Annotated in this window: 14 protein-coding genes and 1 pseudogene; 9 read left to right on the forward strand and 6 right to left on the reverse strand. The window is 61.1% G+C overall.

What is annotated here, in order from left to right:
- Positions 1-128 precede the first annotated feature (128 nt).
- Positions 129-1,136 carry a nucleoid-associated protein YejK gene (yejK, locus tag OU997_RS13170; protein ID WP_108486598.1) on the reverse strand — a complete coding sequence of 336 codons (1,008 nt, stop codon included), beginning with the start codon at positions 1,134-1,136 and terminating at the stop codon, positions 129-131.
- A gap of 155 nt (positions 1,137-1,291) precedes the next feature.
- Here yejK and OU997_RS13175 point away from each other — a divergent pair, with 155 nt between their 5' ends.
- Positions 1,292-6,262, forward strand: a complete 4,971-nt coding sequence (locus OU997_RS13175; RefSeq protein WP_267806970.1) for a tetratricopeptide repeat protein — start codon at positions 1,292-1,294, stop codon at positions 6,260-6,262.
- An 8-nt stretch (positions 6,263-6,270) separates the two neighbouring features.
- On the opposite strand, the gene OU997_RS13180 is transcribed toward OU997_RS13175, so the two are convergent.
- Positions 6,271-7,599, reverse strand: a complete 1,329-nt coding sequence (locus OU997_RS13180; protein ID WP_267806972.1) for a TAXI family TRAP transporter solute-binding subunit — start codon at positions 7,597-7,599, stop codon at positions 6,271-6,273.
- Between the two features lie 345 nt (positions 7,600-7,944).
- On the opposite strand from OU997_RS13180, the gene OU997_RS13185 reads away from it, so the two are divergent.
- A complete protein-coding gene (locus OU997_RS13185) occupies positions 7,945-8,637 on the forward strand; it encodes a hypothetical protein (RefSeq protein WP_267806974.1) in 693 nt (230 codons plus the stop codon).
- Between the two features lie 20 nt (positions 8,638-8,657).
- A complete protein-coding gene (locus OU997_RS13190) occupies positions 8,658-10,514 on the forward strand; it encodes a zinc-dependent metalloprotease family protein (RefSeq protein WP_108486594.1) in 1,857 nt (618 codons plus the stop codon).
- A gap of 50 nt (positions 10,515-10,564) precedes the next feature.
- Here OU997_RS13190 and yjeH read toward each other — a convergent pair whose 3' ends face one another.
- Positions 10,565-11,833 carry an L-methionine/branched-chain amino acid transporter gene (yjeH, locus tag OU997_RS13195; RefSeq protein ID WP_267806977.1) on the reverse strand — a complete coding sequence of 423 codons (1,269 nt, stop codon included), beginning with the start codon at positions 11,831-11,833 and terminating at the stop codon, positions 10,565-10,567.
- A gap of 128 nt (positions 11,834-11,961) precedes the next feature.
- Between yjeH and OU997_RS13200 the strand changes: the two genes are divergently transcribed.
- From OU997_RS13200 to OU997_RS13220, 5 genes are all read left to right on the forward strand, one after another.
- Entirely contained in the window at positions 11,962-12,381 is a 420-nt protein-coding gene (locus OU997_RS13200) for an Lrp/AsnC family transcriptional regulator (protein WP_267806978.1), read from the forward strand.
- Positions 12,382-12,383: 2 nt separating this feature from the next.
- Entirely contained in the window at positions 12,384-13,604 is a 1,221-nt protein-coding gene (gene sbcD, locus OU997_RS13205; RefSeq protein ID WP_267809905.1) for an exonuclease subunit SbcD, read from the forward strand.
- Positions 13,601-17,035, forward strand: a complete 3,435-nt coding sequence (locus OU997_RS13210; protein ID WP_267806979.1) for an SbcC/MukB-like Walker B domain-containing protein — start codon at positions 13,601-13,603, stop codon at positions 17,033-17,035. The genes sbcD and OU997_RS13210 overlap by 4 nt, the downstream gene beginning before the upstream one ends.
- Positions 17,036-17,146: 111 nt before the next feature.
- Positions 17,147-17,938: a substrate-binding periplasmic protein gene (locus tag OU997_RS13215; RefSeq protein WP_267806981.1), complete on the forward strand. Its 792-nt coding sequence runs from the start codon at positions 17,147-17,149 to the stop codon at positions 17,936-17,938.
- 42 nt (positions 17,939-17,980) lie between these two features.
- A complete protein-coding gene (locus OU997_RS13220; protein WP_267806984.1) occupies positions 17,981-19,300 on the forward strand; it encodes an ABC1 kinase family protein in 1,320 nt (439 codons plus the stop codon).
- On the opposite strand, the gene OU997_RS13225 is transcribed toward OU997_RS13220, so the two are convergent.
- On the reverse strand, positions 19,297-20,439 hold the full coding sequence (locus tag OU997_RS13225) for an ABC transporter substrate-binding protein (protein WP_267806987.1): 1,143 nt from the start codon (positions 20,437-20,439) through the stop codon (positions 19,297-19,299). The two genes, OU997_RS13220 and OU997_RS13225, sit on opposite strands and share 4 nt — an antisense overlap.
- A gap of 121 nt (positions 20,440-20,560) precedes the next feature.
- Positions 20,561-21,355, reverse strand: a complete 795-nt coding sequence (locus tag OU997_RS13230; RefSeq protein ID WP_267806989.1) for a substrate-binding periplasmic protein — start codon at positions 21,353-21,355, stop codon at positions 20,561-20,563.
- 311 nt (positions 21,356-21,666) lie between these two features.
- On the opposite strand from OU997_RS13230, the gene OU997_RS13235 reads away from it, so the two are divergent.
- A complete protein-coding gene (locus OU997_RS13235; RefSeq protein WP_267806991.1) occupies positions 21,667-22,890 on the forward strand; it encodes an SLC13 family permease in 1,224 nt (407 codons plus the stop codon).
- Positions 22,891-22,899: 9 nt separating this feature from the next.
- Here OU997_RS13235 and rlmF read toward each other — a convergent pair.
- Positions 22,900-23,927 (reverse strand): annotated as a pseudogene (rlmF, locus tag OU997_RS13245) (23S rRNA (adenine(1618)-N(6))-methyltransferase RlmF).
- Positions 23,928-23,938 lie beyond the last annotated feature (11 nt).

Raw genomic sequence — 23,938 nt, forward strand, 5'->3', positions numbered from 1 at the left:
AAAACGTAGGCGAGGCAGCCGAGGCAAGGCAAAAAGAGGCGAAAAAGCGGAGTTTACGGGTGTAAATGAGCATTTTGAGCCTGTTTTTAACGCCGCATCGGCAACGTAGGTAGTTTTAAAGTGGCCTGTCAGTTTTTGCGGCGCTTGAGCTGATCGGTTAACTGCGTCGGCAAGTTGCGAATCACCAGCGTGTCGGTGCCTTCGTCGTACTCGATCTTCGAACCCAGCAGGTGCGCTTCGAAGCTGATCGACAGGCCTTCGGCGCGGCCGGTAAAGCGCTGGAACTGGCTAAGGGTGCGTTTGTCCGCCGGAAACTCCGGGGCCATGCCGTAATCCTTGTTGCGGATATGGTTAAAGAAGGCCTTGGGCCGTTCTTCGTCGATCAGTCCGGAGAGCTCGTCGAGGGTGATGGGCTCGCCTTGTTTGGCCTGGTTTGCGGCGTAGCTGACCAGGGTCTTGGTCTTCTCGCGGGCTTGCTCTTCAGGCAGGTCTTCGCTTTCGACGAAGTCGCTGAAGGCTTTCAGTAGGGTGCGGGTTTCGCCAGGGCCGTCGACGCCTTCCTGGCAGCCGATAAAGTCGCGGAAGTACTCCGAGACCTTTTTGCCGTTCTTGCCCTTGATAAAGGAAATGTACTGCTTGGAGTGGGCGTTGTTGCGCCACTCGGAAATGTTGATCCGCGCGGCCAGGTGCAACTGGCTGAGGTCCAGGTGCTTGGCGGCGGTCACGTCCAGCGCATCATTGACCGCCACGCCTTCGCTGTGGTGCAGCAGGGCGATGGCCAGGTAATCGGTCATGCCTTGCTGGTAGTGGGCGAACAGCACATGGCCGCCGGTGGACAGGTTGGATTCCTCCATCAGCTTTTGCAGGTGCTCGACGGCCTGGCGGCTAAAGGCGGTGAAATCCTGCTCCTCGTCTAGGTAGCGCTTGAGCCAGCCGCTGAACGGGTAGGCCCCGGATTCCTCATGAAAGAAGCCCCAGGCCTTGCCCTGCTTGGCGTTGTAGCTCTCGTTGAGGTCAGCGAGCATGTTCTCGATGGCCTGCGAGGCAGCCAGTTCACTGTCGCGGGCGTGCAGCACGGCGGGTGTGCCATCAGGCTTTTTGTCGATCAAATGAACGATGCAGTGGCGGATCGGCATGGTGTACCTGGAAAGCAGAGAAAGGAAAAGACCTCAGAGTTTACCTGAGCTGACCGGCGAAAGTGGAACGCGGCTTGGGCTTTACCACGGCTTGAAACGCAGCAGATTGCTACTTAGAGTGGCGTGCATGTTGTTTCAGGCCAAGGATGGGTCCGATGTCCTCCACGCTTACCAGTACCACCTTTCTTGCTCCCGAGCCGCTGGCGCAGCTTGAGGCGCTGATGGATCAGGGGCATTTTCAGCAGGCTCACAGGCTTGCAACTCGCCATGGGGACTACCGGCAATGGCGCGGAGCTGCTGCCATGGTCATGGCCTCACGCCTATCGGCTCATCTTGGCGCACCGCGTTTGGCGGATGCGCTGGCTTATCTGGGGTATAGGCGCTACCCAGAGGCGGCTGAAACGCGTCTGCGCTATGCCCGCTTTCTTCTTGCTCGTCGGGGGCAGTTTCGCGCATGGAGTTTTCTTCAGCAGTTTGGGAGTTGGGTACCGGAGAGTCCGGCGCTGCATGCAGAGTGGCTTTCCTTTTCGGCCTACCTGTTTGCGTTACTACGTGACTTTACCCGCAGTGCGGCATACAGCGAGCGAGCCCTCGTTCTGAGGCCGCAAGACCCCTGGCTGTTAGTTGAGCGTGCCTATTGCCTGGAGCAGGAGGACCGTTTTACTGAGGCGCTTGAATGCTGCGAACAGGCCCTGCGCCTGACGCCAAGCTCGCGGCCTGCGCTCATTCAGGCGGCAATGCTGGAAGTGCAACTCAACCGTGAGAACCAGGCGCTGGACCGTCTGCGCAGCGCTGCTGATGCATCGGAAAGCAGTGGCCTATGCGCTCAATTGGTAGATTTACTGATCGAAGTTGGTGAACTGGACGAGGCCGAGCACTGGCTGGCGCGTGCCGAGGCATTCTCGCCCTTGCTGGAAAAAGGACTGGCGCGCTGGTATGCCGGCAGGCGCTGCGATATTGCGAGCCTGCGTGGCGCGTATGCTGAGGCCAGGGAACTGGCTGTGCAGGCCGGAGGGCCTTTTTACAGCAAGGTTGCTGAGCAGCTGCAAGCACCGCAAGGTCAGCGCTGCCTGTTACCGGTGAGTTTTGTGCGGCAGCACCACATGACCTGCGCTCCGGCGACGCTGACAGCCCTTTCCGCATTCTGGGGGCGCCCGGTGGCGCATTTGGAGGTTGCCGAAGAGATCTGTTACGACGGTACGTCATACCAGGCCGAGCGTGCATGGGCTGAGCGCAATGGCTGGCTGGTGCGTGAGTTTACCGCTGACTGGGCGACCAGTTGTGCGCTGATAGATCGCGGATTGCCTTTTACCCTTTCCGTGCAATACACCGGCAGCGGCCACTTGCAGGCGGTGGTTGGTTACGACCAGCCGCGTGGTACGTTGCTGATTCGTGATCCTGGCCAGGCGCAGTTTGGCGAGTGCCTGGCGGAGAGTCTGTTTGCGACGCAGCGTGCCTCGGGTCCACGTGGCATGGTGTTATTGCCCGCCGATCAGGCCTATCGATTGGAGGGGCTGGAGTTCCCGGAACGCCACCTGTGGGATAACTACTACCGACTGCTCTGTGCGCTGGAGGTACACCGTCGAGAGGACGCGCTGAGTGCATTGGCAGAGCTGCAAGCCACTGCGTCAGAGCATCGTCTGTATTTTCAGGCGCAGCGTGCATTGGCTTGGTATGACGGCCGAGAGACGCAAGTACTCGATGCCACTGAAGTGCTACTGCAGCACTTCCCGGATGATTCCAACCTGATTCTTTCCAAGGCCAGCTCGTTGAGTGTGCTGCAGTCGCGTGGTGTGCAACTGGCATGGCTGGAACAGCACTGTCAGGCGCGCTGGAGTGACCCGCTGATCGTGGTGCGCTATGCCAACTTATTAGCGGATGGAGGTGGCCAAGGCGCTACCGTGCAGTACTTGCTCAACCAGGCCTTGCGTCAGGCTCCGGGGCAGGCCCCCGCATGGAATGCGCTGGCCAGCTTGCGTTGGGGCGAGGGCATGCGCGAGCAATCCTGCGAGCTGTATCGGTTTGCCGCCTGCCTGCATGCCGCCAACGAGGGATACAGCAACCAGTACTTTCGTGCCCTGCGTTGCTTAGGGCGGACTGAAGAGGGGATGCACTTTTTACGTCAACGTCATCAGCAGTTAGGTGCTTTGGCAGCTGGGCCCAGCATCACGCTCAGCGAATGCCTTGAAGAGGTGGGCGATGCGCATGGCGCTCGTGATGTGTTGGAACAGGCGCTTCAGGTCCGTCCGAATGATCCTGATCTGTTGCTTGGATTGGCCGATTTCTATGGGCGTAGTGGTGAGCTTGAGCTGAATTACCAACTGCTACTGCGCGCAGAGACCTTATGCCGGCGTGGAGCCTGGCTGCGTGCTTCCGTCATCTACAGCCAGCGTAGTGGCGGTGATATTCAACAGGCTCTGCTCTGGTGTCAGGAGGCTGCTGAGCTTGATCCACTGAATCTGTCACTGCATCGCCTGTATGCACAGTTACTGCGGCAGTCAGCGGGCGAGGAGGCCGTTGATGCTTATGTGGAAGCCCTTGCTCATCGCTTTGAGCACCATGCAGGCATTGCTGAGTTCGCTGTAGAACGGGCACAGCGGCGCTCGCTTGAAGCCGCCGAAGCGACGTTGCGCCGCCTTCTGCACAGCCATCCACAAAATGCCTGGGCATTGCGTGAGTTGGCTGTGGTGCTCGCTCGACTGGGGCGCAGTCAAGAGGCGCTAAGCCTGTGCATGCACGTCTTGGCGATTGATCCACAAGACACCTATTGCCATTCCACGCATGGCTTTGTGCTGCTGCAATCCGGGCAGCGAGAGGGCGCTCAGGACGCATTCCGCAAGGCGTTGCAGCGTAGTGCGGACAATGAATACGCCAGCAACATGTTGCTCGAAACCTGCGCTGGCCAGGATGACGTTCTGCAGTCTTTGGATTACGTACATGCTGAGCTGGTTCGCCAAGTGACTTTTGGTGAAGGCTGGATGGCCTATCAGCAACAGGCACAGAAACTCCTCGACCCGCAGGTACTGCTTGAGCAGCTTGGTGAGGCCCTGCGGCAGCGTCCTGATCTTTGGCAATTGTGGGTGATAGTTGCCCGGCAACAGGCTTTAGAAGGGCATGTCGAGCAGGCCGAGGCGCTTTTGCAATCAGCGGTTGAGCGCTTTCCGCTGATGCCTCGTTTGGCGCTGGAGCGCGCCCAGTTGCAGAAGAATCATGGGCAATACAGTGAGTGTCGCGCGACGCTGCAAGAAAGCTTCCGCATCAACCCCTTGTGGACGCCGACTGTTCGTCTCTATGTGGAAAGCCTGCTGGATGAGGGCGATAACCTGGCTGATGCGGAAGCCTTGTTAAACCGTGTGCTCAGCCGAACGCCAGACAACCATGAGTTGCGTGCTTATCTGAGCTATGTACAAGGCGAGCGTGAAGCATATGGTGAGGCTGTTCTGGAGGCCGAACGGATTCTGCGCGATGAACCAGGTAACGCCTGGGTATGGAACCAGTTAGGGCGTTACAGCGTTGCTTTGGATGATGCCGGGCGACCGCTGCGTCTGGCTCATGAATTGGTCAAGTTGCGTGCCGGTGATGCGGATGCCTGGCTGGCGCTGGCTGAGCACGAACAGGACGCTGCTGGGCGTGAGGGCGCCTTGCGTGAGGCCTTGAGATTCAACCCACGCCACCGTGGTGCGCACGAAAAACTCTTGGACCTGCTGTTGAAGTCCGAGCGTTTTGACGAGTTGCATGAGCTGTTGGCCGCACCATGCTGGGGAGGTGCAACGCCGGTTGAATTGGCGGTCTTCGGGCCTAGAGCGACCTATAACAGTGGTAAGCACGACGCTGCGCTGGACGAGTTGCGCCAGTTGCTGGTGCGCCACAGGAACAGTTTTGAAGCATGGCGTGAGCTTGCGGACTGGCAAGATAGCGCGGGGCACTACTCGGCATACGTGGAATCAGCCAGAGAAATGGTGCGCCTGGAGCCCAAACTGGCGATCTCCCATGGGTTTCTCGGGCATGCGTTATTGCTCAATGAGCAGAGCGAACAGGCGCTACTGTCGTTTTCACAAGCCTTCCGTCTCGATCCCGGTTACACCTTTGCCGGTCTCAACGAGTTCGATCTGCAGCTGAAGTATGGCCGCAAGGATGATTGCCGGGCTGTGTTGGCGCGTCTATTGGAGACGCCTACCGCCTCTCAGCCTTCGATTCTTCTCAGGGCATTGGACTTCGCTCAGGCGCACAGTGATGTGCAACTTAAACAGCGGGTGCTTGAGCCTTTATGCCGAGATGACGATAACGCAGGCGCCTGGGCTGATGTGCTCAAACGGTTTGTCGCGCCAGCACGTGATCCAGAGTTGTGGCCCATTGTAGAAAAGGCTGCTTCTGAGGGCGCATTACACCATGCAGCTGCGCTTTTCTGGTTAAAGCACGAGGATGCCCGTTGGCTACCCGGCTCGCTTTGGAAAGGTTTTAGCAGGCTATTGCTCAATGACACCCGGCATGCGGCCAAGCATGCCATGTTGGATTTGTTGGCTGAGCGCGAGAATGCCAACAACCTGCTGGATCGCACGTTGCAAGCCAGCTGTGAGGCGATGCGCAGCGATGGCATGATCTGGGGGATGGCCAGTTATGCATTGGCGAATCAGGGACTGTACTGGTCAATGCCCCACTGGCTATCAGATTGGGCACAGCGCACTGACATCCCGGCCTGGGGGCTGAATAATCTGGCCTTGGGGTTACGCGCAACGGGTCGTGATGAGCTGGCTGCGGCCGTATCCCGCAAGTCGCTTGAACAGATGCCTGAGAATCATGAAGCCATGATCTGGCTTGCGGCTGATGCTGCAAAACAAACAGACATGCAAGCGCTTGGCATGTGGCAATCGCGTTATCAGGGGGCGCAGCTACGCCCTTATTTCGCCTGCATGCAGCACATGCTGGATGGTTATGCCGAGGCCGTTGAGCACGCCGATAGCGCGAGAGCTGTGCGCTACTTTTCGACGGCCAAAGCGGTTGCCCGTGGCGGTAGCCATAGCGCTTATCGCCGCTTGCGGCGCGAGCTGGCTTACCGCTTGGCCTTTGGGCCGTGCACCCATGTATTGCTGGCGCCATGGCGCTACTTACAACTTCGTTTTGAATAACGTGTTGTTTACTCGGGCGCGGCTTGGTTCTTCGCCTTGAGGCTGTGAAGCCGCTCAACCACATAGCGCAGGTGGATATGCAGCTCATACAGCTCGCTGGAGTAGGACAGCGGCACCTCGACCCGCGCCAGTTCGTCCTCAAGGCGTTCCAGGCGAGCGATTTCGGCGTCCAGGTCGCTGGGTAGGCTGCCCTTGTACAGCTGCTGATCGATTTCGCGCAGGTGTTTGTACCAGCGGTAGATGCGCGCGCGGATGCGCCATTGGTAGATCGGGCCGATGGCCTTGAACAGCGGGAAGAGCAGCACCAGCAACGGAATGGCGAGGATGATGTAGCGGTCGGCCAGCGAGGCGATGCGAAACGGCAAGTAGCGCTGCAGGATCGGCAAACCTTTGTCGTAGTAGTACTCGGCTTCGCTCAGGGTGTTGAGTGACAGCGGCGGTTTGGCTGGGTAGCTGCCGGCTGGGTCGAGCAGGCTGCCGTGTTTGAGCACGGTTTTCGCCGCTTCAAGAATCAGTGGCGTGAGCGAGGGGTGAAACGCTTCGCCGGCCACCAGGGTGGCGACCGGACCGAGGGTGACGATGTCACGGTCCGGGCTGTTGTGTTGCATGTCGAGCATGCCTTCACCGACTTCCAGGCGGCTCAGGTAGGGCAGGCGGGCCAGGTAGGCTTCGGTGCGGCGCAGGCTGGCCAGGCGTACTTTGGGCTCCGCCGCCAGGCGCTGGATCAAGGCATTTTCGGCGGGGCCGACGAAAAAGGCCGCGTCCAGTTCGCCCGCGATCAGCGCCTCAGCGGCCTTGCTGCCGCCCATTTGTTGCCAGTGCTGTGGGTACTGTGGCGGCTCGATGCGGTTGGCGGCAAATAGCGCGGCGGTTACTGCCTGGGTGCCACTGTTGGCGGAGCCGATGGCCAGGCGCAGCTTGATCAGATCGCTCAGGCGTTCGAATTTGGCCGTGTCACCGAGAAACAGCCACAGCGGTTCGCGGTACATCACGCCCAGGCCATTGAGGGTGCTGCGCGCCTCGTCGCTCAGCGTCAGTTCCTGGCCGCTCTGGACCAGGGCCAGTTCCACGTCGCCGCGACCCAGTTTGTCCAGGTTGTCCGCAGAGCCCGCGCTCTCCACCAGGTCAAGACTGAAACCCTGCAGCGCCAGTTCGTCTCGCAGCCGCTCGGCAAAGGTGTGGTAGCCACCGCCCACTGCGCCGGTCGCCATGCGGGCATGCATGGGCGGTGGTGGGGCGACAAAGTAGAAGAGGGCACCGACCAAGGCGGCCACTACGGGCACGATCCACAGGTTGGTCAACAACATAATCTTTAGGTCGCGCAGGATTCTTCGCATTGCAGTTCCTTGGCCGTGCTCTGAGTGCGTAAAGGTTAACCGTCCGGCGTATTTTCCGCCTGTTGCCCCTGTGCACGTGCGTCGTGCGGGGCTGTGCCTGGCACTCGATTTAGAGTCAGACAGCTTTATAAGCTTCTGGAACGCGTTTTTCAGGGTTTCCCTATAGCGAATTCGTCTTTATGGGCAATGATGGCGCTGTGATATCAATATTTTGGCGTCAATAAAACGAACAGCACCCGACCGTTGCCCCATGACGGTTTAACCTGTTCCGCGGTCTGTCAGGGATGCTCTTCCGTGGTTTCGCTCTAACCCGGCTGTTGCGGGTTGAACGTAGGAAGGTGGCCTATGCCTCGAACCCTGCTCTATATGGCGGTAGCCCTGCTTGCCTCAGGTGCCACGCTTGCATTCTTACTGCACGAGCCTTCAGCGGGCAACGTCGCTGTTAGGCCTTCTGCCCCGTTGCCTTCTGCTCTGGCTGCTGCGGCGCCGTCCACCGGTTTGCTGCCGCACAAGCCATTCAGTGCGCCGTCGGTTGCCGCCGTGGGTGTGGTCGCGAGCACGCCAGTTAAAGACGTAACGGTACAAGCGGCTGCACCGGATGACGATGTGGTTGAGCTTTGGGACAGCCGTTCGCTGGTGCCTGAGCAGCAAGACGAAATGACCCTCTACCGCACCAACATGCCGGTTTCCGTCCTTGGCACGCTGGCCGTCGGCCAGACCCTGCAGCTGGCCGTGCCGGGGCGCAAAGAACCGCTACGCGCCACGCTGGACGAGACCCACAACACCGGTGTCGCCGTTTGGAGCGGGTCGGTGCAAGGGGGGCAACCGGAAGACTCGCTGACTGTCGTGCGCGGGCAAGTGGAGACCCATATCACCCTGGCGACCCGCGATAAGACCCTGTCGTTTGTGGTGGACAACGCCACCGGCAGCATGCTGATGACCGACCAGAACGAGCTGCTGCTGCGTGCCACCCCGGACGCCCTCGTGACCCCTGAATCCACGCCGTTGCAGCCGCTCCCACCGCCAACCCGCGGCTGAGCGCTACAGGATTAGAAACCATGAAAAAACTATTCGTCTGCCTGGCCATGCTCTTGCTGGCCCCGTTCACTCAAGCTGCCACCGAACCGCGCACCGTCGATCTGCTGGTGCTCTACACCAAAGAGGCGCAAGCCCTGCCCAATGGGCGTGACATTGACGCACGCATCGCCAGCTACATCGAATTTGCCAACAACGCGTTCAAGAAGAGCAACGTCAACCTGCGCCTGCGGTTGGTCAACCGGCAACTGCTGACCTGGGCCAGCTACCCGACCATATCCGAGAAAGATCTGTCTGCGTTCGCTGCCGATCCACGGGTACAACAACTGCGTGAAACCTACGGCGCCGATGTGGTGCAACTGATCAGCCGTACCCCAGTGGGCCAGGGCTATGGCGTGTGCGGCATTGGCTACGTACTCTCCGGGCCGAAGAACAGCGGCACGTTCCAGAATGGTGCCTGGGCCAGTGCCTACGGCATCACCGGCGTGGATTGCAGCCTGAGCACCATGGCTCACGAGATTGGCCACAACCTGGGGTTGCGTCACTCCTATGAGCAAGACCAGACCGAGGGTTACTACACCTACCTGGCCCGTGGCATTCACCAAGGTACCTATGAATGGGGCCGCGGCTACGGCGTGCAGGGTCGTTTCGCGACCATCATGGCCTATCCGCAAGTGTTTAACGCGTCGGTGCAGGCGCCGTTGTTTTCCACCCCAACCCTGGTCGACAGTACCTGTGCCAACCAGGCGTGTGGCCGTGCCAGCTATGCAGACGCCGCTCGCGCGCTAAATGACATGGCTGCACACATCGCCGCACTGCGTCCGACAAAAGTGCCCGAAACGGTCAACCCCACCAGCACGCCGACCAAACCCACTACGCCGACCACGCCCACTCCACCCACCACACCGGCCCCGCCCGTAGCACCGCCGGTAACGGCCTGGTGCGCCAAACCCGCGCTCACAGGCTTGGTAACCAACGGCGAGTTCCGCACCCTGGATGGTTGGAAAACCTTACTTAACGTGGCCAAGCTGAGCCAACTTAACGTCGGTAAAACCTGCCGTGACGACGCGTTGCAATTCGACCTGCCGGCCGGCCGCGACGATATGCTTGCCACCTCTGTCGGCGCGCTCAAGGTGGGCGCCACCTACCGGTTGAAAGCCAAGGTCATGCTCAAGGGCACCAACATGCGCGGTAACGTGTACCTGGGCATGGTCCATGAGGAAAACGCCGGTATCAGCTACAGCAGCGCCAACGGTGCGATCAAGTCGGTGACCAGCAGCGAGTTCACGCCCATCGACATGACCTTTATCTACCAGCCGCCACCCACCGTCGTCCGTAACACCTACCTGGGCCTATTAAGCATCAACCGTTTGGGTGTGCTGCTGGATGAAGTTCAGCTCAGCGAAGTGACGCCCACCACCGCAATCAAGCCGCTTACGCCAGCGGCATTCAGTTGGACGTTCGACAGTGCGATCGGCGAATGGACTGGCTTCTACGGCAGCAATCGGCTCACTGCGCTGGCGGCGACCGGCAAGTCGCTGGAGGTTTACGCGCGTAAGGCCGATGGCACTGGCGCGAGCCTGTTGCTAGCCGGCAAGGTACAGCCAGGCTTGTCCTATCGCTTTAGCGCTGACGTGATGGTGAGCCGCACCGCCAGCGTCGCTGCGCTGTCCTATGCCTACCTCTACCTTGAAGACACGTCCGGCAATGCTCGTCTGCTGTCACTCGGTGTGGTGAATACCAAGGGCGGTGTTTGGAGCAAGTTGCAGCAGAGCTTCCAGGTGCCGACCGGTACTTATCGACGCATGGAACTGCTGGTGCTGGGCACTCGGTCAGATCAATCGTTGTACCTGGACAACATCAGCCTTAACCGGCTCTAGCCGGAAAAAGCTGGCGCCCGTGGTTGGGGCGCCAGCTTTTTTGCCTGCGGTTAATGCGCCGAAGAGGGTGAAGTCGGCGTACGACGGCTGCGAATAGAGTCCAGCGTCGCCAAGATCAGCAGCAGGCCCACGGCGTACCAGGCGTCGTTGCCCAGGGCGATCATCACCAGGGCACAGAGCAGCGCGCTAAACGCCGCCACCCACCGCCACAGTCCTTTTAACAGCACCCAGCCAGCGGCCATGCTGAACAGATAAATCAGCACAAAGTTGCCATTGGCGTAGCGGATGAGTTGGTCCACCGACAGTTGCATCACCGCTGCCAAGCTGGCGCACAGGGCGCAGATAATCACCACCAGCAACAAGGCGCGAGCCGGCACACCGTGATGGTTACGCTGGGCCAGCGGGCGCGGCAATTTGCCTTCATCAGCCAGGCTCCAGATCAACCGCGCAAAGCCCTGCACATAGACATTCATCGAAGCAAAGCAGGCCAGGTAGCCGATCAGCGCGCTAAGCCAGCGGGCCTTGGCGCCGAACAGTTGGTCGAGCATACGCGGCAGTGACGCAGCATCGGTCTGCACATCGCCGTAGGCATGAAAACTCAACACCGCCACCGAAAAGGCCCAGTACACCAGGCCTGCCAGCAGCACACCCAACAGCAGCGCCAGTGGGAAGTCGCGTTCAGGGTTCTTGAATTCCTCGCCCATATGGGTAAAGGCTTCGATGCCGACAAAACACCAGAACATCACCCCCAGCGCGACGGGCAGCAGATGCCAGGAACCACTCAGTTCCGGCAGCAAAGGTTGATTGGCGTGGGGCAAATCACCGGCCCACCAGATCAACCCCACCGTGGCAATAATCGCCAAGGCAATCGCCCCCTGCACCATGCCCGAGGCCTTTGCCGGGCGTTGGCCGAGGAGCAACATCGCCCCCAGCGTAGCGAGTTGAATCAGCAGCGCTTCTCTGCGGCCGATGGCAAACAAGGCCTGGAAAAAGCCGGTGGAAATATTCAGCGCTGCCGGCAAACCCACCGGCAACACCGCAATAAACAGTAGGGCGCTGATACGCTCCATCCGCGGCCCAAAGGCGCGGCCAATCAAATGCGGCGCGCCGCCGGCATGGGGGAAGTGCCGACCCAGCTGAGCGAAGGTAAACGCCACTGGCAGCACCAGAGCGATCAGCAGCATCCAGGCCCATAACGACGCCTCGCCGGCAGCAGTGGCGGCCAGCGCCGGGATCACAAAAATGCCCGTGCCCAGCAGCGAGGTACTTAGCAGGCCAATCCCTTGCAGCAGGCTCAATTCCGGGTTCAGACGACTCATGTTGTATGCTCTGCGGTTTCGTTCGCCATGTTAAATCGCCCGCCTGTTACAGGCTGCTGGCGAAGCGTCGGCTTTGACCGACGATCTGGCGCATTTGGCCGTCAAATTGCCTTTTTCGAGAGCCCCGCGTGGACAAGTTCGATCAGCAGATACTCGCCCTGTTGCGCGCCGATGCGCGCTTACCCGTCAGCCAGATCGCCCGTGAGGTCAACCTGTCGCGCTCGGCCGTCAGTGAGCGCATTCGCCAACTGGAGCAGACGGGCGTGATCCGTGGTTATCAGGCGCAGGTGGCACTGCCCGGTGCAGGCGCGATCACGGCTTATCTGGAGTTGTTCTACCAAGGCGGACGCTGCGAGCACTATGTCGAGCGCATGCGCGTGTACCCGGAGGTGCGCCGCTGCAGCGGTATCAGTGGCGAAACGGACATGCTGGTGGTCATCGAAGCGCCCTCCATGCAGCGTCTGAGCGAGGTGCGCGGCGAGATCGAAAACTTCCCCGGCATACAGAAAGTGAAGACCCACATGGTGGTCAAGGATTGGCTGTTTTGAGCATGCGCATCCTGCACACCTCCGACTGGCACCTCGGCCAGCACTTTATGGGCAAGACGCGTCAGGCTGAGCATCAGGCGTTCTGTGCCTGGCTGATCGAGCAGGTGCGCGCGCAGGCTGTGGATGCGCTGCTGATTGCCGGCGATATCTTCGACACCGGCGCACCGCCCAGCTATGCCCGTGAGCAGTACAACCGCTTTATCGTCGAGCTACGCGCCACCGGCTGTGCGTTGGTGGTGCTGGGCGGCAACCATGATTCGGTGGCCATGCTCGCTGAGAGCAAAACCCTGTTGGCGCAGCTCGGTACGCGGGTGATTCCGGGTGTTTGTGAGCAGCTGGATGAGCAGCTGCTGGTGCTGCAACAGCGTGACGGCTCGCCGGGTGCGATTCTTTGCGGCATCCCGTTTATCCGCCCGCGCGATGTGCTGCTCAGCCAGGCTGGGCAAAGCGCGCAGGACAAGCAACTGTCGCTGCAGCAGGCGATCCAGCAGCACTATCAGGACCTCTATGTCCTGGCCGAAGCCAAGCGCGTTGAGCTGGGCGGCGAGCTGCCGATTATCGCCACTGGGCATCTGACCACGGTCGGTGCCAGCGCCAGTGATTCGGTGCGTGAGATTTATGTCGGCAGCCTGGAGGCCTTCCCCACCAGCGCCTTTCCGCCAGCGGCTTACATCGCCCTGGGGCATATCCATCGGCCGCAAAAGGTCGGCGGGCTGGAGCATATCCGCTACTGCGGCTCGCCGATTGCGCTGAGCTTCGATGAAGCCAAGCAGCAGAAGGAAGTGCTGTTGGTCGAGCTGGACAGCAGCGGTTTGCGCCAGGTCAGCGCGCTGCCGGTGCCGCGTTTTCAGCCGTTGCTGTCACTGCGCGGCTCGCTAAAAGAGCTGGACGTGCAGATCAAACAGGCGGCGGAGCAAGGCAGTGCCGAACAGCCAGTGTGGCTGGAAGTGCTGGTCGGCACCGACGATTACCTGAGTGACTTGCAACTGCGCATCGCCGCGCTGTGCGAGGGTCTGCCGGTGGAGGTGCTGCGCATTCGTCGCGAGCGTGGCAATGCCAGCAGCAGCCTGCAGGGCCAGGCCAAGGAAACCCTGGATGAGCTGAGTGTCGAAGAGGTGTTCGCCCAACGTTTAAGCAGCGAAGCGCTGGACGAGGCCGAGCAGGCGCGCTTGCTGGGGCTCTATCAGCAGGTGGTCAGCGAACTGCGCGAGGGTGACGCATGAAGATTCTCAGCCTGCGCCTGAAAAACCTCAATTCGCTCAAAGGCGAATGGAAGATCGACTTCACCGCCGAGCCGTTCAAAGACAACGGCCTGTTCGCCATCACCGGGCCGACCGGCGCGGGTAAAACCACGCTGCTGGATGCCATCTGCCTGGCGCTTTACCACCGCACGCCGCGCATGAGCACGGTGTCGGCTAGCGCCAACGAACTGATGAGCCGGCATACCGCCGATTGCTTGGCTGAGGTCGAGTTTGAGGTTAAGGGCGTCGCTTACCGTGCCTTCTGGAGCCAGCGCCGCGCCCGCGACAAGGCCGATGGCGCGCTGCAAGCGCCCAAGGTGGAACTGGCGGCTGCCGATGGGCCAATCATCACCGATAAAATCAACGAGAAACTGCGCGAAACCGAGCGCCTGACGGGGCTGGATTTCGAGCGCTTTACCAAATCCATGCTGTTGGCCCAGGGTGGTTTCGCCGCCTTTCTCGAAGCCAATGCCAACCAGCGCGCCGAGCTGCTGGAGGAACTGACCGGCACCGATATCTATGGGCAGATCTCCCAGCGGGTGTTCGAGCAGTGTCGCGAGGTGAAAGTCGCCCTCGACCAGCTGCGTGCAGGCGCCGAGGGTGTCGAACTGCTAAGTGAAGAGCAGCGCGCCGAGTTGCAAGCGCAGTCCAAGCAACTGACTATTGATGAAGCCGCACTCGGCGCCCAGCACGCCGAGTTGCAGCGCCAACGCCGTTGGTGTGAGGAGTTGAACAAAACTCAGGCTCAGTTGCACGCCAGCCAGCAGGCCGAGCAGGCGGCGCAGCAGGCATTACAACAGGCCCAGCCGCAGCTGGCGAAACTGGCCGCCAGCGAGCCTGCGCTGCGCTTGCAACCGCTGCACCATGATTGGCAGCAGGCCCGCCAGAGCCTGGCGCAGACCGAGCAGGGCTTGCAGCAGAATGCCGCCGAACAGCGCCAGATTGAGCAGACTGTTGCCGAGCACAGCTGGCAGGCGCGCGAACTGAGCGCCTTGCTGCTTGCCGATTGCCAGGCACAACGCCAGCAGCTGGCCGAGCGCCTGCAACTGTTGGAGCAACAACTGGCCGCGCAGCCGCAGCATGGTCGTCTGGGTGAGCAGCTGGGTAGCTGGGGCGAGCAGCTTAAGGCGCGCCAGCAACTGACCGGGGAAATCGCCCAGCTGCAACTCAGTCAACAGCAGCTGCAAGAAACGATCACCGCGTCGCAGACGCAACTGAACCAGCAAACTGAACAACTTGGCGCCGAACAGCATCGCCTGCAGCAGGCCCGCGAGCAGGAACGCGCCGCGCAGCAACAACAGCAGACGCTGCTGGCCGGACGCAGTGAGGCAGCCTGGCGCGAGCGTTGGCAGCAGCTGCATATCCAGGGCGGTGTGCTGAGTCAGCTGGGCGAATTAGCCGACGCGCAACAGCGTCTGGCAATCGAACAAACGCAGTTGACCAACGCCCTGACGCTATTGCGCGAGCAGCATCAGGCCAAGAACGCCGAAGTGGCGCAGTTGCGCCTGCGCTACAAGGACCTGCAACAACAGGTACAGGCCCAGGAAAAACTGCTGGAGCAGGAACAACGCATCCAGGCCCTGGAAACCCATCGCGCCCAACTGCAACCCGGCGAAGCCTGCCCGCTGTGCGGCTCCGAGGCGCATCCGGCGATTAGCGCCTACCAAGCTCTGGATGTGTCGGCGACCAAGGCGCTGTTGAACAGTAAGCGCAACGAACTGGAAGCCCTGACCGAACAGGGCCGGCAACTGGCTGGCGAACTGGAAAAACTCGCTGCCCGCCTGGAGCAGCAACAGCAGCAATTTGCGCGGGGTGAGCAGACCCAGGCCGAGCAGGGTGAGCGCTGGCAAAGCCTGACTGCGCAGCTGGAACATCCGCTGGCCGATGTCGAGGCCCTGGCTAAGCAGCAGGTGCAACAAAGCGATGAGCTGCTCATGCTGCAGCAGCAACTTGAGCAGCTCCAACAGCTCAATACCGCCCTTGAGCAGTGCCAGCAAGCGCGGCTAAATCAGCAACAGCGGTGCAGCGAGCTGGAACAGCAGCAGGCACTTAATCGACTGCACCTGCAGCAGCGTCAGGAGCAGCGCGAGCAAGGTCAACAGCGCCTGCAACAACTGCTGCAGGTTGCTGCTGAACGTACTGCCGATCTGAGTCAGGCCCTTGCCGAGTTTGGCTATCAGCTGCCGGACAACGCCAGCGCCTGGCTCATCGAGCGCCAAACAGAATGGCAGTGTTGGCAGCGCAATCAGCAGCAAAGCCTGGATTTACACCGCCAGCTCAGTGAGCTGGATCATGGCCTGCAGGCTGCAGTGCAGCAGTCTCAGCTTTGGCAACAACGCTGGACTGCGCTGGGCCTGGCCGATCAGCCGACCTTGGCCAAGCCTGCCGATGCGCAGGCGGCCTTGCAGCAGGCGCAGGCTCAACTGGACGAGGCGCAGCGCCGTCAGCAGCAACTGGCCGGTAGCTGTCAGGCCCTGGCCAGCCGTCTGCAGGATGAACAAGCGCGCCTGCAACAGGCCGAACAGCAGTGGACGGCCGCTCTGACCGTCAGCCCCTTTAATGTTGAAGCCGATTATCTGGCCGCCCTGCTGGATGAGACACAGCGCGCCGCGTTACAGCAATTGCGTCAGCGCCTGGATAAAGCTCTAAGCGATGCCCAGGCCCTGGCCCGTGCAGCCGCACAGCAGCTGGCCGCCCTGCAGGCCAACCCGGCAACCTCACTCGATCTTGTGCAACTGGACGAACAGCTGCTTGCCCTGAGCGCCCAGCGCAAATCCCTAAGTGAACGCCAGGGCGAAATCCGCGCGCAGTTGCAGGGCGATGATGATCGCCGGCAGGGTCAGCAAAGCCTGTTTGCTGCGATCAGCACCCAGCAGGGTGAATACGACCTGTGGCAGCAGCTCAACAGCCTGATTGGCTCGTCCGACGGTGCCAAATACCGCAAGTTCGCTCAGGGTCTGACCCTGGATCATCTGGTCTACCTGGCCAACCAGCAGCTCGAACGCCTGCACGGTCGTTACCAATTGGCGCGGCGTAGCCGTGGTGAGCTGGAACTGGAAGTGCTCGACACCTGGCAGGCCGATGCGGCGCGCGACACCAAAACCTTGTCCGGCGGCGAGAGTTTTCTGGTCAGCCTGGCGCTGGCCTTGGCGCTGTCCGATCTGGTCAGCCACAAAACCAGCATCGACTCGTTGTTCCTCGACGAAGGCTTCGGCACCCTCGACAGCGAAACCCTGGAGATTGCCCTCGATGCGCTGGATAACCTCAACGCCAGCGGCAAGATGATTGGCGTGATCAGCCATGTGGCCGCACTCAAAGAGCGCATCCCGGTGCAGCTGAAAGTGCACAAGTCAGTGGGCATGGGTTACAGCACGCTGGACCGGCGTTTTGCCGTCAACCGCGAGGGTGATTGATCTGCGCCAGGGCCAGCGGCGCAATGCTTACCTATACTGGATGGCAGTGTGCGCTGTTGGCGCCGTTGCCAGTTATGGAGCTGTCGCTGGGTGAGTCGTGGAACATTACATTTGATCAAGGCGTTGTGCGGCCTGCTGTGCTGCTGTTGTCTGGCGCTCAATGCCTTGGCGGCCCCCCGCGAAGGTCCGGTGTTGACCCTGTGTTACGAAGATCAGGATTCCTACCCCTGGGTCATGGAGGACGGCAGCGGGCTCAATCTGCAGTTGCTGCGCCTGGTTGAGCAGGCTCTGCACGGACAGTTCACCTTCGTCGCCGTCCCCTGGAAGCGCTGCCTGGCCGGCCTGGCCCAAGGCAGCTATGACGGCGCCTTCGCGGCCAGTTTCAAGGCCGAACGCCTGGGCTTGGGGCGTTACCCGCTTGATACTGACGGCCGCCTGGATGAACGCAAGCGCCTGCACACCTCGATCTATTCCCTTTACCGGCGCAAGGGCAGTACGGTCAGCTGGAATGGTCAGGAATTCCGTCAACTGCATGGGCGCATCGGTTCGCTGAGCGGGTTTTCAATTGTCGATTTCATCCGCGCCCAGGGTGTCGAGGTGGATGAGACCAACCGCGATCCGTTGGCACTGCTGCGCATGCTCAGCCACAAACGCATCGAAGCCGCGGCGCTGCAGAGCCAGCGCGGTGATTTCGTGCTGCAGACCAATCCGGATCTGGCCGCACAGCTGGAGAAAATCGAGTTACCGCTGCAGGACAAGGCCTACTACCTGATGCTGTCCAACGCCTATGTGGCAGCCAACCCGGAGCAGGCTGCGCGCATCTGGGATGAAATCGAGCGTCAGCGCGAGTCGGTGATCTATCAGCAGCAGGTGTGGGACTCTCTGGCTCGTTCGCAACCCTGAGCCGGTTAATGCTCGGTGTCGACCCCGCGTCGGCGCAGGCGCATGATCGTGCTTCGCCTCGATGAGTATTGCCGCATGGTCAAGCCTCCCGCCGCTCCACCGTCTGCCTCTGCGCTTGGGCGCTTTCTCACGTTGGCGGGTACAGCCACGCGCATCGGCGGCAGCGTGCTGGGGCAGCGTTTGCGGCCTGGCCGCAGCGCGATTGATTGGCAGCCGGTGGGCGATCTGCTCACCGATGTGCTGGGCGAGATGAAAGGTCCGGTGCTCAAACTGGGGCAAATGGCTTCGCAGTGGCAGGGCGTGTTGCCTGAACCGGTGGCACTGGCATTGGCCTCGCTGCAGAGCCGCGTACCAGCCTTGCCCTTCAGCGCGTTGCGTGGGCATCTGCAGCAGGTGTATGGCGCGGACCTCGGGCAGTTCTTTCAGCAGATCGATGAACAACCCTTTGCCGCTGCGTCACTTGGTCAGGTGCATCGCGCTATAGCGGCGGATGGCCGGGCGCTGGTGCTCAAGGTGCAATACCCGGGCATCGCCGACATCTGTCAGGCTGATCTGCGTCAGCTACGCCGTTTACTGCCGCTGGGGCGCTTGTTCCGCGCGCCGGCTGAGCAGCTGGAGGGCCTGTATCGGGAGCTGGCGGCGGTGATCGAGGCCGAGCTGGATTACCCGGCCGAGATGCGCCGCCTGCAGGACTTTCGTGCGCATTTCGCCGATTGGCCGGGCTTGCGCCTGCCGCAGCCGCAGGAAGACCTTTGCCGCCCCGGCGTGCTGGCACTCAGCGAGGAAGCCGGCTTGCCGTTTGCCGAGGTCAGCCAGGCCAGTGTCGACGTGCGTGAGCGCCTGGCCCTTACCCTGGTGCGCTGGCTGAGTGCCCAGGCCTTCGAGCTGGGGTTGCTGCATGCCGATCCGCATCCGGGCAATTTCGCCTACACCGCAGCCGGTGAGCTGGTGGTGTATGACTTCGGTTGCGTGCAGGTGCTGTCCGCGCCGTTGCTGGCGGCCTATGTACAAACCTACAAGGCGCTGCAGGCCCGCGACGGCGAGCACCTGGAAAAGGCCTTCCAGGCGCTCGGCACACGCCAGCCGAAGTCCACCACGCCCTATGGTTTGTACCGTCAGCTGCATGGTTTGCTCGGGCCACTGCTGCAGCCTGGGGTGAATTGGGATTTTGCCGCCACGCCGCTGCATGAGCAGGTGCAACGGCTGTTGCCCGATGTGATGGGGGCCTTGGGTAGCCTGCAACCGGCACCGGCCACCTTGCTGGTCAACCGCACGCTGGAAGGGCATTACTGGAACCTCAGCCGCCTCGGTGTGGCGCTGCCGGTGGCCGATCTGTTGCAGGTGCAGCTGGCCGGGCGTTAGCGCATGGTCTTAACGGGTACGGCTTGGCCATTTTCGATACGGGTCAGGAATACCGCGCTGGAGCCCTGATGCTGGCTGCGTGAGAACGCCACCTTGAAACCGCCCAGGTCCGTTTCGAGGTGCTCCAGCGCGTCAATAAACGCCTCCCGTGTCGGTTCAGCGCCGGCCTTGCGCAGCGCCTGAGTAAACACCGCCGCGCCGATATAGCCCTCCAGCGAGGTATGGTCAAAGTCGCCGTGTTGCATATCGGCCTGATAAGCCCGCACCAGTGCCAATGAGCTGTCGTCTGGAGAAGGCACCACCTGGGAGATATACACCCCGTCACCGTCGCCGCCGGCCTCACGGATAAAACCTTCGGTGCCGAGAAATGACACGCTGATAAAGCGCGTATTGAAGCCCAGCGCTTTCGCCTGCTTGATCGCTGCCGCCAGTTGCCTGTAGGTGCCGACAAAGAACACCGCTTCCGGTTGGATGCTCTGCAGTGCCTTGATGGCCGCTTTTACGTCCAGCGAATTGCGCTGAATGCGCGCCTGCGCATAAATCGTCAGCTTGCGCTTGAGCAGAGCGCCATTGAGGCCGCCCTTGACCGATTCGCCAAAGGAGTCGTCCTGCATCAGGAGGGCGATCTTGCTCAGCTTGAGGTCCTTGGTCATGCGCTCGACCAGTTGCTCGGTTTCCTCGATATAGGACGCGCGAATATTGAATACCTCAGGTCTTACCGGTGTGCGCAGAAACTCGGCGCCGGTAAAGGGGAACAGGTAAGGCACCTGCGCGCGCACCGCCAATGGCACAGCGGCACGCGAGGTGGGCGTGCCGACGTAACCGAGCAGGGCGAACACCTGTTGGGTTTGCAGCAGGTTGCGGGTGTGTGCGGCGGTCTGGCTGGGCTCGTAGCCATCGTCCCGGCTGAGCAGGTTGATACGCCGGCCATGCACCCCACCTTCGGCGTTGACGCGCTTGAAGTAGGCCTGGGCACCGTTAAGCATGCCCAAACCCAGGGCCGCCGCCGGGCCGCTTTGGGCGTTGACCATGCCGATACGCACTTCATCCGTGCCCAGGCCAGGCTCCGCTGCGCTGGCAAAACCCGGCAGCAGCAGGCAACTGGTGATCAGGCCGTACAGCCGCTGTCGAAAGGTCATTGATCGGCTCCTTGGCATGATCGCAGGCTACTGCAGGGCCTACTCGTCCATTTCTTCTTATTCGGGGTATGCATGTGATCCTCTAAAACACTCTAGCCAGTTGTGCATAAAAGACCGGGCTTTACTCGCTTGCCGGTGATGCTGACGGCACCAGTTGGTACTTGCCTTGCTGTAGATCATCGAAATAACGCTGATAACGACCGCTGTCACGGTAGAGCTGCAGGCGTTTATTGAAGCGTTCGAGCAGCGCGGGGCTGCCTTCCAGGCTTTTCGGCAGCATCAGGTGGCTGAGATTGACCAGCAGTGGTTTGGGGTGATGGGTGATCTTGGCCTGGTCTTCCGCGCTGAAGTGGCTGCGCAGGGCGGCGTAGCCGACGTTCATTTCCTGTGGGTAGAGCACGACTCGCTCTTTGAGCAGCTTCTCGAAGTTTTGCTGGTCGCTGGAAACGCGCTCGATCTTCACCTTGTTCTCGGCGAGAAAGGCATCGAATTGCGGGCCATAGCTGTATTCCAGACCACCACCGAGGGTCATGCCGGTGAGGTCGTCAAAGGTCTGCCAGTCGAAGGGCAGGCTTTTCAGGTGAAAGAACACGAATTGTTCATCAAGCAGTGGCGCGCTGAACAGAAAGTCTGCCTCGCGCTCGGCTTTATGCATCCATACGGCGGTTCCATCGAAACGTCCTGCGGCCGCCGCCGCATAGGCCCGCGGCCAAGGCAGGAACTCAAAGGTGACGCGATAACCCTCGTCCGCCATGAGGTCGCTGATCAGGTGCGCCACGACGCCATTGTGTTTGAGAGTACTGGACAGGTAGGGCGGCCAGTCGCCGACGCTGATCTTCAGTTCTGGCTGTTGATTGGCCTGCACGGACAGGCTCAGTAACAGACACACTGCAACGAACAGGGCCTTGCACTTCATTCAAACCTCTCTGCTGCCTGCGCGTGTAGAGGACAGTAATACCACTGTGCTGGACTGACTGGCAGCCGTTGCCGTGACCGATTTTCACCGTGCGCCGTAAGAAAATGGCTGCATATTTAACTAAAACGTCACATTGTGTGCGAATACTGCTGAGGATTTTTCCAATCGCCATGTTTCTGCATAAGGATAGTTGCTGTGCTGCGTATCCCTGCGCTTGGCGTGCTTTTTTCTTGGCAGACAGTTCCCCGCCAGCGTCCACCCCTTTAGAGTGCCGCAGCGCAATCGCAGGGGTATGAGGGGATAGCTGACGCATGACCGTTTGGGTCGTTTCAATTCTGTTTGTACTGACCTACCTGGGCATGGCCGCAGGGGGTATCCGTGGCTTGCGCGTTGATCGCAGCTGGATTGCTGGCTGTGCGGCGGTGTTGCTGCTGGTCAGCGGTGCGCAATCTCCAGCCGAGGCGGCCAGCCATCTGGATGCCGGTGCGCTGTTGCTGCTGCTGGCGCTGATGCTGATCAGTGCGCAGTTCGATTTCTCCGGCGTTTACGCCTGGCTTAACCAGCAACTCAGCCACTATGCCGAGCAGCCGGCGCTGCTGCTGCTGGGCGGCGTGCTGTCGGCGCTGCTGGTCAATGACATCGTTGCCTTTGCCCTGACCCCACTGCTGTGCCATAGCCTGCTGGCCCGTGGCCTCGATCCTCGGCCGTTTCTTCTGGCGTTGGCGCTGTCGTGCAATGCCGGGTCCAGCGCCAGCCTGATCGGTAATCCGCAGAACATCCTGATCGGCCAGGCCGGCGGCTTGGATTTCTGGTCCTACACCTGGATTGCCGGCCCGCCGGCACTGGCGGCCTTGGCCATTACCTACGCGGTGATCTGGCTGCAGTGGTGCAAGCACTGGGGGACTGCCAAGCCAGCGGCGCAGATTGAAACGCCGGTGCAGCACATCTATGGCGCGCGCAGTTACCTGAAACCGCTGCTGGCCAGCCTGGTGCTGCTCGGGCTGTTTTCCACCAGCATGCCGCGGGAGATTTCCGCCCTGTTGATCGCGGTGCTGGTGATGATCTCGCGGCGGGTGGACAGCCGCGACTATGTGCAGAAGGTCGACTGGAACCTGTTGTTGCTGTTTGCCGGGTTGTTCGTGGTAACGGGCGCGGCGATGAGCCTGCCGCAGGTCGCGGGTCTGGCGGGCACTCTGGCCGAGTTGGGCCTGTTACCGCACGGGGTGATCACCCTGGCGAGCCTGTCGCTGTTGGGCAGTAACCTGATTGGCAATGTGCCCTATGTGATGTTGCTGCTGGGCGTGTTGCCGGAGGCCAGCGAGGCCTTGCTGGTGGGCCTGGGGATCTTGTCGACGCTGGCCGGCAACTTGCTGCTGATCGGCAGCGTGGTGAATCTGATTGTCGCCGAAAGTGCGCGGCGTCAGGGCGTACCGCTGAGTTTTGTCGACTTTGCCCGCAGCGGCGTGCCGGTGACCCTGCTCAGCATGGGCCTGGCTGGCGTGTGGCTGGTCCTGGGCGGCTGGCTGCCCTGGTAAGCTCCGCCGTTATTGCCAGCGGTTCTGCCGCCAGCGCTGTTGCTGTTCCGCCGTGTGGAAGGTCCAGGCGACAAAGCGGCTCTGCTTCTGCCCTTGAGCCATCTCCACAGTCTGCACTTGAAGCGCGCCGGCCTTCTTCAGCGCGCTGTACACGCCCGGCAGGTTGCCAGCCTTGGAAATCAGGCTGCTGAACCACAGCACCTGTTGGCCGATCTCGGCGCTTTCCTTGATCAACTGGCTGACAAACGCTGCTTCCCCCCCTTGCACCACAACTCCGCCGCCTGGCCGCCAAAGTTCAGCACCGGCAGTTTGCGTTTGGGGTCGAGCTTGCCGAGGTTGCGCCATTTGCGCTTGCTGCCGCTGCTGGCTTCTTCCGCGCTGGCGTGGAAGGGCGGGTTACACAGGGTCAGGTCGAAGCACTCATCGCTCTGTAGCAACCCCTGGAAAATATGCGTGCTGTCGGGCTGCTGGCGCAGCTCAATCGCCTCACTCAAGCCCGGATTGGCCTGTACGATGGTCTTGGCCGAGGCAATGGCGCTGGCGGCGATGTCCGAGCCGAGAAACTGCCAGGCATATTCACGGTGGCCCAGCAGTGGGTAGATGCAGTTGGCCCCTACGCCAATATCCAGCGCACGCACTTTGGTTCCGCGTGGGATCTCGCCGCCATTGCTGGCGGCCAGCAGGTCGGCCAGGTAATGCAGATAATCGGCGCGGCCGGGGATCGGCGGGCACAGGTAATCCGCCGGAATATCCCAATGCGAGATGCCATAGAACTGCTTGAGCAGCGCCCGGTTGAACACCTTGACCGCCGCCGGGTTGGCGAAGTCGATGCTCTCCTTGCCATAGGGGTTGATGATTACAAAGGCCGCCAGTTCGGGGCTGGCCTTGATCAGCGCGGGAAAGTCATAACGGCCCTGATGGCGATTGCGTGGGTGCAACTGGCCTTTGCTCGCATCGGTCTGGTTGGCCGCAGGTTTGCTGGGCGGGGTGCGCGGTACGGCAGGTTTTCGGCTGGGGCGTTTCGGCGGTAAGGACATGGCAGGCGGAT

This window comes from Pseudomonas sp. SL4(2022) (genome assembly GCF_026625725.1).
Classification (GTDB): domain Bacteria; phylum Pseudomonadota; class Gammaproteobacteria; order Pseudomonadales; family Pseudomonadaceae; genus Aquipseudomonas.